Below are 14,457 nucleotides of genomic sequence, written 5' to 3' on the forward strand. Positions count from 1 at the left end.
GATACTGAAGTAGACTAGTCTCAACAGTAAACTACTTAACGCCGTTTGTCCAAAGACAGGCCGGTATCGGGGTCGAGATGATGCTTGGCCGCCAACCGCCGCATCAATTCTTCGGAAGGTTTAGCGGGAGCGGGGCCTTCATACCAGCGGACGAATTCGATTTTACCGTCCCATGCGGGTAGCTTGGCCGGAGGTAGTGGTACGATTTTATCCAAATCGGGAACCTGAGGGTTAAGGTGGGAGTATTTAGCAACTTGTTTGCGGATGAGGCGGTATCTTTCGGAACGTTCTTTATCTACTTGATTTAAGCCTATGTAATAGCTTCTATTAGTCATATCTGTGGTAATAAAACCGAGTTCTAAAACTAGTGTAATGGTACTTCCACCTCCTTTGGCTGAATTATGTATTTGTTTGATATTATCTTTCAATTGCTTTTTGTCAATGTTATACAGCCAAGCTCTTAGGGCATGTCCTGCTTCGGAGTGTCCTTGCATAGCCGCACAACCCCAAAATTTTTTCAGATAAGGCAATCTGACTTGTGCCGGCAAATCCCTGCGGTCTTCTACCCTTTGCCCGATATCATATTGTGCATCTTTATCTCCCAAGTCGGCGGCTTTACGCAGATAAGCATCAGCATCTTGGCTGCTGCCTCGATACATCCCCATCCGAATATAACGGGATTTACGGTAATAGGCGGCAGGTACGTTTTGTGCCAGTAGTTTATCGTTCAAATCCAGCACTTCGTTCAACACATCGGGAGCGGCTTTCTTGGAAAGTTTGCCGGAACGCAGATAGCTTTGCAGTTTCAGATTGGCAATGGTGTCGCCGTTGGCGGCGGCAATGCGGAAGTAGCGCAGATTGTCGTTAAGGAACTCGATATTTTTCCCGGGCCAGCGTCCGTGGAGTTCGTGCCAGTAAGCATAGTTGTAAAGTAGTTCGTTTTCCTTGTTACCGTGGGTATGTTCGTCGGCATAACGGCATTGGAAATCATCCAGTTCCTTTAAAGGGTTCATTTTAGGGGTCTCCTTGGCAAAAGCAGGTAATGCCGTCTGAAAAAGTGTGGATAATATGAGAGTGAAAAACAGTTTGGTTTTCATTATTTCTCCTAGTCTAAACTGCTAACCTTGGTATTAGCCCTGAAAAATTCTCGAATACGGCTTTGTGGGCTATGACCAGAAGCTTCATTACGATTGTTATAAGCTGTAATGTTTTTCCATTTTTCAAATATGTCTTCCAAATCAAATCCTTGGATATATTGCGCCTCAGGGTTGTCACATAAATGTATTTTCCAAAGCTGTTGCCGTAAATCCGTAGCATATTCAATACATTCAGTTAGAATCGCAATTTCAGTATCCACTTCCATACTGCGGGTGTTGAGGTTGGCCGAGCCTAGAACCGCCATGGTGTCGTCGATGATGCTACATTTGGAATGAATATAAGTTTCTTGCCACGGTAAAGCAGGAGTAGCAGCATTTTCCGAATAGGTGCGGGAGGTATCAGCGGCTACCAAGGTGCAGATGATGCTTTTGAGACGGAATTCGTTTGCAAATTCCTCGCCAACGTTATAATGTGCATACAATTCTTTATAACGTGCATCCAATTCTGCTTTTTTTTCCTGAATGGCTTGGCCTTCACGATTATATTCAGCCTGTGCCGATTTGTTCATTAATTTGGGATTTCTCGCTTTGTGTCTTTTTTCTCGCAACTCTAATGCTTTTTGCTCTTCTGAAAGCTCTTTGGCTTTTTGAAGGTCGTCTTCCTTAAAATCAGGCTGCCAGCCGCGATCACGAGCAACTTCCGGCATTTGGTGCCGTTTGCCCAAGGCTTCAAACATACGGTCGGTATTTTTGGTTCCCGAGCCTATGCCGGTATCGCTGGAATTGGTTAGGGCAAACCAATAAAGGAAATTACCCTCGGTTTCCTGCGGCCATTGCTCAGAGCGGTATTTCAGTTGTTCTTTTAAGGCTTCCACCAAAGGTGGAAAGCGGAAATATTGGTTTTCGGTATAGATAAATTTGGTTGCATGACGAATGTTTTTAATATACATCCGTGCAATGTCTTTGATTTCCTCTCTGCGGTAAGTGCGCAGTATTTGTGCGTAAAGATGATGGCCTTTTACTTGTCCGCCGGGCACGGGCAACTGCATAGGAATTTTACATTTTTGCAGGGGTTCAATCAGCTTTGCTGCTTTTTCGTCTCCGATATCGGATGATATCTCCGCATCAGGTCTGATAACTTTCCATAACTGGTCGAAATTCTTTTTAATCAATATCAACGGCGCGCCGTAAACTTTGCAAGAAATATCTTGTAAAGGAGTGGCAACATTTTTACCTCGGCCGGCTGCTTCAATATTGTTTGAGATGGCATCGCCGTTGTATAGATGTTCGTCGTTATCCCAATAACTGTCTAGATAGTTATGACCGAGCACAAAACCAGTTGGAATAATATCTTCATCATTGCTATCAAAGTCAATCAATACTGTTTTTTGATGATTACTGGCAGTAAAAAAGTAAACCATTCTTTGCGTTATACCAATCGCATCTTTGGTAACTGTGGCATCTATATATTCACTATCTTGGTATGGATCTGCCGCATGCGTTTCAAATTCTAAATTTTCAACCTTGCTGTTGGCGTATTTTTCCCACCATTCAACATCGACATCAGCCAAGCTTTCTTCTTTGTTTATTCGCGTGCTAACTATCTTGGGAGCGTATGAGGTTAAATAACCCGGCATATTTACCAGATCATCACCTGCTAGATTTTGTATGCCCAATGGCAAAGAAAAGCATAATATTTTAACTCTAACATTCTCTCTTGCTTTTTGAGCCAGTAACTCCCCCAACCGAAAAGAATAGTTTTCTTGCAAGATTTCGGAAAAAGCAGGATTTGCATTTCCTCTTTTTAAAAATAAAGAAGGTTGAAAACCCCAACAGACTATTTCGACACTAAGTTTTGCGGCTACAAGTGCGTCATATAAAGCACCAAATGCACGCTCTCCATTGATCAAAGGGAAAATCAAGGCTTCTCTATTATTTACTTGATAATACATATCATCATCAGCAGAGCCATTGCTCCTTACTGAGAATTTATTCTCTGCTTGAGTTAGCTCTTTTTCTACGAACCAAATGCCGTTCACTTTAGCATTCATCATAGAGCATTGTTGAATCGGTAATTTAATCACTTGTGCCATTATTCTTTCCCTTTAACTTTCCGGCAACTAAGTCAGCATAATGCTGGGCAGCTTCTGCTGCACTGGCGGTATCCATTCCTTTAGGAAAATAAAACCCTTGATTGATTAGTTTTGATTTTTTAGTGTTTTCCTGATATTCATCGATAAGCGACATTTTATAGATTTCCCCGTTAGCCAGCTCCAGTTTGTATTGCTGGGTAGGTATTTGATGTTCTATAGCAATATTTCCACTTTTATCGATTACTCCTCGTTTTATCTCTCTTCCATCTGCGTACAATTTAAAAGGCATACCTTCAAATGCTTGTTTACCATGGGCTGAGCGCGCAATATTTAAAGCTAATGTTCGAGTCGGAATCGTTTTCGGCCACTCGGGATGAGTGTAATTCATAGTGGCCGGCCCCATCACCTGAAACCCCGCACACTTCACCCACACCATCTTCGGACAGCCCAGCTCAATGTTGCCATCCTTAATCTTGATATACGCCCCACCGCTGGTGAGCAGGATTTCGTCTTTGGCCGCCACGGTCACTTTACCGGCGCTGCTGGTAATGGTGGCGTCTTTGAGGGCGTTGATCTGCATCTCGTCGTTCTGTGCCTGTATCTCCACCTTGCCCTGATTGGCCTGTAACTTCGCCCCGTTGCTCTGGGCAAACAGGTTGACGCTTCCGACCGCATGGGCGGTGAAGTTGCTGCCGGCGCTGATGTCGGTGTCGCCGCCGCTGATGTGGTGGATGTGTTGGCCGGCGGTATGCAGTTGGCTTTGCGGGGTGGCGGTGGCGATGCCGTCGGGGGCGGATTGGATGATGCCGGAGCGTTGCAGCTGTTTGAGGCTGTCGTTCAGACGGCCTGCCTGTTCTTCGGCTTCGGTGGCTTCGTTTTTGGCGGTATGGGCGGCTTTGTTAAGGCTTTTAGCCAAACTGAGTGCCTGTTCCATTTGGGCGATGGCGGCATCCATATCCAATACCTGTCCTGCCGCCTGATTTTGGGCATCGGCACTGATAAACAAACCTTTCCCCGCCCGTAATGAGCCCCAACTATCGGTACGCAGCTCGAAGCCTTCGCCGTTGTCGCCGCGTTTCTGTCTTTGGCCGTCGACGATATGGCCGAGGTTGAGTTGGGTTTTGCCGTATTCGGTCGCCAGTTTGATGTGTTCCTGCCCCTGTTTGTCTTCCATGCGCAGCTTATTATTCGCCCAAGTGCGGATGACGTTACGGGTGTTCCAATCGGCAGGCACGTGGTCGGGGTGGGAACTGTCGTGCATCACTCCGCTGATGTAGGGCCTGTCGGGATTGCCCTGTACGAACGACAGCATTACTTCGGTGCCTTCGTGCAGCGGGAAGTGTTGGCCGTAGTCGGGGCCGGCATAGGGCTTGGCTAAGCGGATGGGACGGCTTTCTCCGCCCGGACTCCATTCATCAAGGTCGAACGGCAGTTTGACGCGGTAACGGCCCATATTGTCGATATAGGCGTAGGTGTAGTTGCCGGGGCTGGTGACTCTGGCGGGAAGGCTGCCTTGGATCTTCGGCAACGGGGTGATGCGTTCGGGGCGGAAGATGCTGTCGGCGGGAATGGCGGTGAAAGTATGGCTGTATGCTTGGTCGCGGCTGCCGCTGTGGGTGAGCGATACCGCCAACCAGCCGTTGGGTGCTTCGCTGAAGCTCGGGGCCGTCTGAAACACCAGACCGGGGCGAAGCGCGGTGATGTTGCCGCTGCCGGAAGCGACGATACGGCGGCTGTGGTCGAGCTGTTGCAGTAAGGCCGTCTGAAGTTGGGCTTCTTCGGGTGTTTTTTGATGCAAACCCCAATGGCTGTCGCTGCCGAGTAAGACGCTGCTGTCGGTTTCCGTACCCTTCGCCGTTACTGCGGACGATAAGTCGGTATCGGCATCGCGGTAGTTGTAGTCGCCGACGCGGATGGATTCGAGAATGGGATTGTGCTTCACCTGTAAGGCAAACACCGCTTCCTCGCCAACGCTCTCCAACCCGCCGTGGGGGCGGTAGGGATAGGGGGAAGTGTGGCTGCGAAAATAATGGGCGGCATCGTCACCGAATACCGCCACATCGCCATATTGGGCATTCTGCTCGAAGGCATACCAAATCCCTTCTTCTTCGCACAGCCGGTTGAGAAAGGCAAAGTCGGATTCCTGATACTGGGTCACATACTCGCGTACACCGTATTCGCGTGAGGTATTGAAACGGAAATCGACGCCGGAGAAGCCGTGGTGTTTCAACAGCGACGAAATAATGTCGGGCACGTTTTGGTTTTGAAACAGACGCGAAGTGCGGTGGTGCTTCAATGCGGCGATGCGGGGTTCCAATACCATGCGGTAACGGGTCTCGTCCGCCGATACCGACAGCTTCTCGCACGAAGTGATGATGCCGCTCCATTCCTTCAGCGCTTGGGGGGCGATCATTCCCTCAATCAACCCCAACACATCAGAGCTTACCGGCGTCACCGTAAACTTGGCCGCTTGATTAATATACGACGACAGCGGCAGGTCGGCATCGACTGAGGTGAGTTCGATGTCGAGACGGTAGGCTGTGTTGAGTGCTTCGGTGGCGGTGAAGGAGACGACGGAGAGGGAGGGGCTGAAGCGGGAGAAGCTGAGGTGGTAGGATTGAGTTTGCATGATTCAAAATCTGCTGAAAACAAATAAGCGCGATTTTAAACCATACGGATATTTATATGATATATAATTGAAATAAAAGGCCGTCTGAAAAGCCAAACGGCTTATTTCAGACGGCCTTTTTGAGACAATCAACCTCACACCACAATATTCACCAAACGGCCGGGGACGACGATGATTTTCTTCGGCTCTTTGCCTTCCATGAATTTCATTGCGCCTTCGGTGGCGATGGCGGCGGCTTCGACGGCGGCTTTGTCGGCATCGGCGGGTACGGTTACTTTGCCGCGCAGTTTGCCGTTTACCTGCACCATGATTTCTATTTCGGATTTCACCAAGGCGGCGGCATCGGCTTGCGGCCAAGCGGCTTGCCACAGCGGGGTATCGTTGCGTAACTCGCTCCACAAGGCTTCGCAGATGTGCGGCACAATCGGCCACAGCAGGCGGACAACGGCTTCCAACACTTCTTGCGCCACGGCACGTCCTTGTTCGGACGAGCAATCGGTTTTGTCGTATTGGTTGAGCAATTCCATCACGGCGGCGATGGCGGTGTTGAATTGCAGGCGGCGGCCGTAGTCGTCGCTGACTTTGGCGATGGTGGCGTGCAGTTTGTGGCGCAGGTCTTTCAGCTCTTTGCTTAGGCTGTCGTGGCCGTCTGAAAAGGCGTTGACTGTGCCGCCCCGGTTGATGTATTCAAACACGGTGCGCCACAGGCGGCGCAGGAAGCGGTGTGCGCCTTCTACGCCGGCATCGCTCCATTCGAGCGATTGTTCGGGCGGCGAGGCGAACATCATAAACAGGCGGGCGGTGTCGGCACCGTAGGCTTCGATCAACTCTTGCGGGTCGACGCCGTTGTTTTTCGATTTCGACATTTTTTCCACGCCGCCGATCACAACGGGCAGGCCGTCTGAACGCAATACGGCGGAGACGGGGCGGCCTTTGTCGTCGGTTTGCACTTCTACTTCGGCGGGGTTGAACCATTGTTTTTTGCCGCCTTCGGTTTCGCGGTAGTAGGTAGCTTGCAGCACCATGCCTTGCGTGAGCAGGCTGGCGAAGGGTTCTTTTACCGGCACGATGCTTTCTTCGTTCATCAGTTTGGTGAAGAAGCGGGCGTATAAGAGGTGCAGGATGGCGTGTTCGATACCGCCGATGTATTGGTCGGCCTGCTGCCAGTATCGGGCGGCTTCGGGCGCAACCATGCCGTCTGAAAACTTGGGCGACATATAGCGGAATTGATACCAGCTCGATTCCATAAAGGTATCCATGGTATCGGTTTCGCGTTTGGCCGGGCCGCCGCAGTGCGGGCAGGTGGTTTCGTAGAATTCGGGCATTTTGGCCAAAGGCGAACCGCTGCCGTCGGGTACGACATCTTCGGGCAGCACCACGGGCAACTGGTCGACCGGTACGGGTACGTCGCCGCAGCTTTCGCAATGGATAATCGGAATCGGGCAGCCCCAGTAGCGTTGGCGCGAAATGCCCCAGTCGCGCAGGCGGTATTGGGTTTTCGGTGCGCCGGCGTTTAGGGATTGCAGTTTGGCGGAAATGGCATCAAAGGCCGTCTGAAAGTCCATGCCGTCGAATTCGCCGCTGTTGATCAGGCGGGTGTTTTCTTTGTCGCCGTACCAATCCTGCCATTCGGTCGGGTTGTAGGCAGGTTGTTCCAAAGTGGATTCGACAACTTGTTTAATAGGCAGCCGGTATTTGTTGGCGAACTCGAAATCTCGCTCGTCGTGGCCGGGCACGGCCATTACCGCACCGTCGCCATAGCCCCACAATACATAGTTGGCAATCCACACTTCCAGCTTGTCGCCGTTGAGCGGATTAATCACATAGCGGCCGGTCGGCACGCCTTTTTTTTCCATCGTCGCCATATCGGCCTCGGCCACGCTGCCTGATTTGCATTCGGAGATAAACGCTTGCAGTTCGGGCTTGTCGGCTGCGGCGGCGGTAGCCAGCGGATGCTCGGCGGCCACGGCAACGTAGGTTACGCCCAGCAAGGTGTCGGGGCGGGTAGTGTAGACTTGAAGATATTCGGCATAATCGCCTTCCAAGCCTTGTTTGCTGTCTTCGTCTAACGCAAAACGCACTTGTACGCCGCGCGATTTGCCGATCCAGTTGCGCTGCATGGTTTTGACTTGCTCCGGCCAGTTGAGGCCGTCCAAATCACTCAAAAGCTGCTCGGCGTAATCGGTGATTTTGAAGTAATACATGGGGATTTCGCGTTTTTCGATTAACGCGCCCGAACGCCAGCCGCGCCCGTCGATCACTTGCTCGTTGGCCAATACGGTTTGGTCGACCGGATCCCAGTTTACCGTGCCGTTTTTGCGGTAAATCACGCCTTTTTCAAACAGCTTGGTAAACAGAAGCTGCTCCCAGCGGTAATATTCGGGGGTGCAGGTGGCCAGCTCGCGTTCCCAGTCAAACGCAAAACCCAAGCTTTTCAGCTGTTTGCGCATGTAGGCAATATTTTCGTAAGTCCATTTGGCAGGGGCGACTTGGCGGTCGATGGCGGCGTTTTCGGCGGGCATGCCGAAAGCGTCCCAGCCCATCGGTTGCAGCACGTTGAAGCCGTTGAGCAGTTTGTAGCGGCTCAATACGTCGCCGATGGTGTAGTTGCGTACATGCCCCATGTGCAGCTTGCCGCTGGGATAGGGGAACATGGAGAGGCAGTAGTATTTGGGTTTGGACGCGTCTTCGGCCACGTTAAACAAACGGGCTTCATCCCATTTGGCTTGTGCTGCCGGCTCGACGGCAGACGGTTGGTATTGTTCTTGCATGGTATTGTGCTTTTGAAATGCTTTTAATCAGAAAAACGTAAAGATAAGGCGGAATTATAGCAGTTTAATGCAAGGCTTTTGGGGAAATGTAGAGAGGCCGTCTGAAACCGAAAGCCAATCACGGCACGCCCCATCTTTTTTCAGACGGCCTCAACGGCACTTGCACATTTTCGCCACACCTGACAATACCGGGCGTAACCATCCGGCAGATTTGGCGGCTTCCCATGCTAAAATGCCCACCGCTTAAAAACTTCCGTAACCACACTTCTACAAAACACAAAAAACACAATGAATAATCACATCCAACACGCATTACACCAGCTTAACTCGCTGATTCTGGGGAAAGAAACCGTTTTAAAACAATTGATGGCCGCCATACTCGCAGGCGGGCACGTGCTGCTGGAGGATGTGCCCGGCGTGGGTAAAACCACATTGGCGCACGGCTTGGCGGCGGTGTTGGGGCTGGACTACCGCCGCGTGCAGTTCACCAACGATATGCTGCCTTCGGATTTGCTCGGGGTGAATGTGTTCCGCCCGAACGAAGGCCGCTTCGAGTTTCACCCCGGCCCCGTATTCCATTCTTTTTTATTGGCCGACGAAATCAACCGTGCTTCGCCCAAGCTGCAATCTGCGCTGTTGGAGGCGATGGAAGAGCATCAGGTATCGGTGGACGGTAAAACCTACTCGCTGCCCGAGCCGTTTATCGTGGTGGCAACACAAAACCCGACCGAGCAGCTGGGTACGTTTCCGCTGCCCGAATCACAACTCGACCGTTTTATGATGCGGTTGAGCATGGGTTATCCCGTGGCCGATGCCGAAAAACAGCTTTATTTTCAGGGCGACCGCCGTCAAGCGCTTCCCGCTTTGCAGGCGGTGTGCAATGCGCAGACGCTGCAACAATGGCAGCAACAGGCGGCGCAGGTGAAGTTTGCACAGGCTGCCGCAGACTATGTGTACCGTTTGGTGCAGGCTACGCGCCAGCCGGGGCGGTTTGTGCTGGGACTCAGCCCGCGCGCGGGTTTGGCTGTGGTGAATGCGGCGAAAGCATGGGCGTTTATGCAGGGCAGAGGGCATGTGCTGCCGGAAGACATCAAAGCGGTATGGGTGCCGGTGGCCAACCACCGTTTGCAGCCGGTGCAGCAAGGCATGACCAGCGCACAGATTTTGGCGGATCTGCTCAATCATGTGGCCGTCGCGTAAACACAAACTGCCCGCCGTGGCAGGGCGTTCTCCCGATTTGGCTTCACTGCATTGCCGCCCGACCCGTTTGGGTGCCGGCCTGTTGGTAACGGTGTTGCTGCTGTGGCTGGTGGGGCTGAATTATCAGGTCAATCTGGCGTATGCCGCCGCTTTCTGGCTGGCAGGTTTTTTGGCGGTGGCGGTGTTACTGAATCTGCGCCAGCTTTTGGATGTGCAGATAGATGTCAACATGCCGAAAGAGGTGTTTGCGGGACATACGGCGGTGCTCGAATTAACCGCTCGGCAAAACTCGCGCCGCCGTTGGTTGTGGCTGTGCAGCGAAGACGATTTCCTCAATCCCAACCAAACAGCGGCGAAACTCTGGCAGCCGTGGCAGGTGAATTCAGACGGCCTCTCCGTGTATCACTGGCAGATTCCCGCGCTGATGCGGGGCTATTTGCGCGTACCGCCGCTGCGCACGGCTGCGGTAGCGCCGTTCGGCATGAGCATGGTGCAGTGCGTGTGGCATTGGCCGAGCGATGCTGTAGTGTTTCCCGCACCGATTCCGCACGATCTGCCCGACGGCCGTGAGCGCGGCGGCGAAACCGACCGCAAACGAGCGCCTGTTCAGGGCGGCGACGATTTGTCTTATTTGCAGCCTCATCAAGAAGGCGCGTCGTTGCAGCATGTGGCTTGGAAAGCCTATGCAAAAACCGGCCAAATGCTGGATAAGCGTTTTGAAGAACCGCAAACAGCTGTCCGCAATACTGTGATTTCGTATCTGGATTACCCCGCCGGCACCTCCAAAGACCGCTTGGCAGGCTTGCTGTGTTTCCGCGTTTTGGAAGCCGAACGCAGCGGGCAGACATATTCGCTGGAGCTGCCGCAACGGGTGATTGCCCCGCAGAAAGGGCAGCGCGAAATCTGCCTGACGGCGTTGGGATTGTGGTAGCGAGGTTTCTCAAGGCCGTCTGAAAAACATATTCTGCAACCGAAGCCTAACCGCGCTTGCGGAACAGATTTGTTTGTAGCTGTTCTAATGATGCAAGAAAACTGGGCGCGATGGTCGCCCCTTTACTTTGTACCGAACAATCACAACCGCTTTGGAGTATGAATATGATGAATCTGAAAACCCGCTTGGTTAAATTGGCAGGCACATGCGCCTTATTGGCGGCTTTGCCGTTTGCACAAGCGGAACCTGCCCCGTCTTTCAACTGGCACTCGCCCAAGCTGACCAGCAACGTTTGGAAAGTCAGCAAACCGGGGCAGCCGGATTCTTACCTGCTCGGCACGCTGCATCTCGGCCTGAAAAACAAACCGTTAAGCAAGCAGGCAAAGGCTTTGCTGGCCAAAACAGACAAACTGGTTACCGAAGTCGATATGTTGCCCGATGAAAAAGCGGTTGAAGAGATGGGCGCATATATGGGGCAGCAGATGATTTCGCCAAATTCATTGCGCACCGCTTTGGGCGAAAAAGAATTTACCAACTTGAAACGCCATTTCGAGCGCTCGGCCAAGCTGTCGGTTTTCTTGCCGGTATTGGAAAACCTGCAACCGTGGGCGGCCGTGATGCTAATGATGGAATACAATCCCAAAGGATACAGCGCCGAAAACGGCGTGGACATCCTGCTCTCGCAAGCAGCCAAGAAAGCAGGCAAACCGCGCGGCAGCTTGGAAAACGTTCAAGACGTGTTCCACCACTTTTCTTCCATTCCCAACGATCTGGCGTTGGCTATGCTGAAAAGCATGGTGAAATACCACGCGCAAGACACCGCCGACATCCGCACTTTGCACCGTCTATATGCGCAAAACCGCTTCAAAGACATTCCGGCGTTTATGGACAAAAACCTCTCGAAACCGCGCATGAAGCCGGAAGAAGTTACCGCCGCGCGCAAGTGGATGGAGCAAGACCTGATCGCCACCCGCAACCGCGCATGGATGCCGGAAATCCAAAAAAACGTCGATACTCAGAAAACATTGATTGCCGTGGGCATCGGCCACCTTGCCAGCCAAGAAGGTTTGATCGAGCAACTGCGCCGCAAAGGCTATACGGTTACGCCCGAACCTGCGCTGAAAGCATGGCATTAACCTTAACTTTAAGGCCGTCTGAAAAACGAGTTTGCAGGTTTTGCTAAAGCACACTTTGTGAGCTTCGCCAAAACACAACATGCCGCCGTTTCCTGATGTTGGAAACGGCGGCATGTTTTTTATTCGCTATGAAGGAAGTTGCCCAATCTCAAGGCGTAACGATGCGGGCGGGTTTCAGCAAAACATGTTCCGCTTGGCCGGGGCCGTCTGAAACCTGAAACTCGGCTTGCTCCCAATCGTCGGTCTGCAACTGGCGGTAGCGCAGCGTGTAAGCCCCTGCCGCCAGTTTGAACACGGTAAAGTCGGCGGCGGGCGGGATATACAGCGTGCGGATGGCGGTTTTTTTATCCGCCGGATAAATCTGCACAAACACTGGCGAGCGGTTATCGGCATTGTCTATCTTCACCATGCCGTTGCCGTTTTCGGCCAACACGGGATAGCCTTCCCAATATTGGGCAAACTCGGGATAAGATGCACCCGCATCGCCGCTGCGGACGGCAGGCATATCCGATACGGCTTGGCGCTGCTGATCGGCCAGCCAAAACAAACCTGCCAGCACCGCCAGAAAAAACACCAGCCCCAGCCACAAGCGGCGTTTTTTGAATGTGTGTTGCGGCGGATATTCCGTTTCGGTTTCAGACGGCCTCATGTTAAACGGCTGCCCTGCCCCGCTTTCGCTTTCTGCGGCAAACGTTCTGTCTTCGCCTGCCATACCACCGTGCTGTTGCGAGGCAATCCATTCATCGTGTGCGCGGCGCTGTTCGGGGTCGGACAATATGGCGTAGGAACGGTTGATCAGGCTCATGATGCGGTCGGCATCGGGATTATCGTGATTTTGGTCGGGATGATACTTTTTGCACAGCGAGCGGTAGGCTGCGCGGATTACTTCTATCGGCGCATCCTGTGAAACTTTCAGATTGTCGTAATGGGTGCGTATGCGCTTCGACATCGTATCCTGCTGAAACCGTTTGAAAAAGAGGGATTATATAGCAAAGCTCGCGCATGGAAACTTTTGCCATAAGCCAAAGGCCGTCTGAAACGCTTTTTCAGACGGCCTTTGATGTAACGCCTTTAGCCCAAATGCGTGAATGTTTACCCGCGCACGGTGAAAATTTGCAGCATATTGGTCGAGCCGGTTTCGCGCATACGCGAGCCGCTGGTGATGATGTATTGGTCGCCCGCAGCCAGCACTTGGCGCTCGACCAGCGTTTTTTCCACCTGCTCCAAAGCGGTATCGTGGTCGGTGCTGGTCGCCAAAATCATGGGGCGGACGCCGCGGTACATGGCCATGCGGCGCTGGGCGGAAATGCTCGGCGTCAGCGCGTAAATCGGCAGCTGGATGCTGTGGCGGCTGATTTCAAACGCGGTCGAACCGCTTTCGGTGAGGGTAACAATGGCGCGCGCGTTGACGGCTCGGGCAACGTGAACCGCGCCGCCGGCAATCGCCAAATTGGTGCTCACCGCCTCGTCGCTGTATTCTTCGCTCACGCCGTTGAGCGAATCCTGCTCGGCTTCGGCGGCGGCGCAAATCAGCGCCATCTGACGCACGGTTTCAAACGGATACGCACCGATGGCGGTTTCTGCCGAGCACATCACCGCGTCGGTGCCGTCCAGCACGGCATTGGCCACGTCGCTCACTTCGGCGCGGGTCGGCACGGGGTTGGTAATCATGCTTTCCATCATCTGCGTGGCGGTAATGCTGAAACGGCGCAGCTCGCGGGCGCGGCGGATCATGCGTTTTTGCAGGGCGGGCACGGCGGCGTTGCCGACTTCTACCGCCAAATCGCCGCGGGCAACCATGATGCCGTCTGAAGCCAAAATGATTTCATCAAGATGGGTAATCGCTTCCACCCGTTCGATTTTCGCCACCAAGCCGGGACGCACGGCGTCGCTGCCCTGCATTTCCTGCTCGACCAAACGGCGGGCGGTGTGCATGTCTTCGGCAGACTTCACAAAGCTGACCGCCAAATAGTCGCAGCCGATGGCGACGGCGGTTTTCAAATCGCGGAAATCTTTTTCGGTGAGCGCGCCCGCAGAAAGGCCGCCGCCCTGTTTGTTGATGCCTTTATTGCTTTTCAACACATGGCTGTTTTGAACGGTGGTCAGGATTTCGCTGCCGCCGACGCTGTCCACAATCAAAGTGAGCAGGCCGTCGTCGAGCAATAAAATGTCTCCGGCTTTCACATCTTTGGGCAGGTCGCGGTAATCGAGGCCGACGCGTTCGCGGCTGCCCTCGCCTTCCAAAGCCGCATCGAGCAGCAGTTTTTCACCGGCTTCAAGCTTGATGCTGCCGCCTTCGATTTTGCCCACACGGATTTTCGGGCCTTGCAGGTCGGCCATAATCGCCACCTCGCGGCCGGCCAGTTTGGCAGCTTCGCGGACGATGCGGGCGTTTTCTTGATGAAATTCGGGCGTGCCGTGGCTGAAATTGAAGCGGACGACATTCAAGCCGCCTATGGCAATCATATCTTTCAACAGGTCAACATTGTTGCTGCCCGGGCCGAGGGTGGCCACGATTTTAGTATTATGGCGGATGCGGGTTAAATCGCGTTGTGAAGCATTCATGGCAAACATCCTTTTGATTTCGATACTGTTTGGCG

The 14,457-nt window shown here is 52.9% G+C and carries 9 protein-coding genes; 3 read left to right on the top strand and 6 right to left on the bottom strand.

The features are described 5' to 3' along the window. Nucleotides 1–35 precede the first annotated feature (35 nt). The 4 genes from CKV66_RS01015 to leuS form a co-directional block, all read right to left on the bottom strand. Nucleotides 36–1,013 (bottom strand): DUF6396 domain-containing protein, encoded by a 978-nt coding sequence (locus CKV66_RS01015; protein ID WP_085364194.1) that lies wholly within the window; start codon nucleotides 1,011–1,013, stop codon nucleotides 36–38. Nucleotides 1,014–1,105: 92 nt separating this feature from the next. Continuing rightward, the gene (locus CKV66_RS01020; protein WP_143773817.1) at nucleotides 1,106–3,190 is read right to left on the bottom strand and encodes a phospholipase D-like domain-containing protein; all 2,085 of its coding nucleotides are present in this window, start codon (nucleotides 3,188–3,190) and stop codon (nucleotides 1,106–1,108) included. Then, nucleotides 3,174–5,819 carry a type VI secretion system Vgr family protein gene (locus CKV66_RS01025; protein ID WP_095197810.1) on the bottom strand — a complete coding sequence of 882 codons (2,646 nt, stop codon included), beginning with the start codon at nucleotides 5,817–5,819 and terminating at the stop codon, nucleotides 3,174–3,176. Before CKV66_RS01025 ends, CKV66_RS01020 begins: the two co-directional genes overlap by 17 nt. A 134-nt stretch (nucleotides 5,820–5,953) precedes the next feature. After that, nucleotides 5,954–8,590, bottom strand: coding sequence for a leucine--tRNA ligase (gene leuS, locus CKV66_RS01030; RefSeq protein WP_085364267.1), 2,637 nt, complete (start codon nucleotides 8,588–8,590; stop codon nucleotides 5,954–5,956). A gap of 288 nt (nucleotides 8,591–8,878) precedes the next feature. Between leuS and CKV66_RS01035 the strand changes: the two genes are divergently transcribed. The 3 genes from CKV66_RS01035 (at nucleotide 8,879) to CKV66_RS01045 (ending at nucleotide 11,857) form a co-directional block, all read left to right on the top strand. After that, nucleotides 8,879–9,790, top strand: coding sequence for an AAA family ATPase (locus CKV66_RS01035; protein ID WP_085364268.1), 912 nt, complete (start codon nucleotides 8,879–8,881; stop codon nucleotides 9,788–9,790). Beyond that, on the top strand, nucleotides 9,774–10,721 hold the full coding sequence (locus CKV66_RS01040) for a DUF58 domain-containing protein (protein WP_085364269.1): 948 nt from the start codon (nucleotides 9,774–9,776) through the stop codon (nucleotides 10,719–10,721). The genes CKV66_RS01035 and CKV66_RS01040 overlap by 17 nt, the downstream gene beginning before the upstream one ends. A 164-nt stretch (nucleotides 10,722–10,885) precedes the next feature. Then, the gene (locus tag CKV66_RS01045) at nucleotides 10,886–11,857 is read left to right on the top strand and encodes a TraB/GumN family protein (RefSeq protein WP_157739134.1); all 972 of its coding nucleotides are present in this window, start codon (nucleotides 10,886–10,888) and stop codon (nucleotides 11,855–11,857) included. Between the two features lie 148 nt (nucleotides 11,858–12,005). On the opposite strand, the gene CKV66_RS01050 is transcribed toward CKV66_RS01045, so the two are convergent. After that, nucleotides 12,006–12,806 (bottom strand): J domain-containing protein, encoded by an 801-nt coding sequence (locus CKV66_RS01050; protein ID WP_085364271.1) that lies wholly within the window; start codon nucleotides 12,804–12,806, stop codon nucleotides 12,006–12,008. A 143-nt stretch (nucleotides 12,807–12,949) separates the two neighbouring features. Next, nucleotides 12,950–14,422 carry a pyruvate kinase gene (gene pyk / locus CKV66_RS01055; RefSeq protein ID WP_085364272.1) on the bottom strand — a complete coding sequence of 491 codons (1,473 nt, stop codon included), beginning with the start codon at nucleotides 14,420–14,422 and terminating at the stop codon, nucleotides 12,950–12,952. Between the last annotated feature and the right edge of the window lie 35 nt (nucleotides 14,423–14,457).

This window comes from Neisseria zoodegmatis, assembly GCF_900187305.1.
Classification (GTDB): Bacteria; Pseudomonadota; Gammaproteobacteria; order Burkholderiales; family Neisseriaceae; genus Neisseria; species Neisseria zoodegmatis.

Bases quoted from the DNA above. Each gene is read 5' to 3' on its own strand.
- CKV66_RS01015 (WP_085364194.1), bottom strand. From the start codon at position 1,013: ATGAACCCTTTAAAGGAACTGGATGATTTCCAATGCCGTTATGCCGAC.
- CKV66_RS01020 (WP_143773817.1), bottom strand. From the start codon at position 3,190: ATGGCACAAGTGATTAAATTACCGATTCAACAATGCTCTATGATGAAT.
- CKV66_RS01025 (WP_095197810.1), bottom strand. From the start codon at position 5,819: ATGCAAACTCAATCCTACCACCTCAGCTTCTCCCGCTTCAGCCCCTCC.
- leuS (WP_085364267.1), bottom strand. From the start codon at position 8,590: ATGCAAGAACAATACCAACCGTCTGCCGTCGAGCCGGCAGCACAAGCC.
- CKV66_RS01035 (WP_085364268.1), top strand. From the start codon at position 8,879: ATGAATAATCACATCCAACACGCATTACACCAGCTTAACTCGCTGATT.
- CKV66_RS01040 (WP_085364269.1), top strand. From the start codon at position 9,774: ATGTGGCCGTCGCGTAAACACAAACTGCCCGCCGTGGCAGGGCGTTCT.
- CKV66_RS01045 (WP_157739134.1), top strand. From the start codon at position 10,886: ATGATGAATCTGAAAACCCGCTTGGTTAAATTGGCAGGCACATGCGCC.
- CKV66_RS01050 (WP_085364271.1), bottom strand. From the start codon at position 12,806: ATGTCGAAGCGCATACGCACCCATTACGACAATCTGAAAGTTTCACAG.
- pyk (WP_085364272.1), bottom strand. From the start codon at position 14,422: ATGAATGCTTCACAACGCGATTTAACCCGCATCCGCCATAATACTAAA.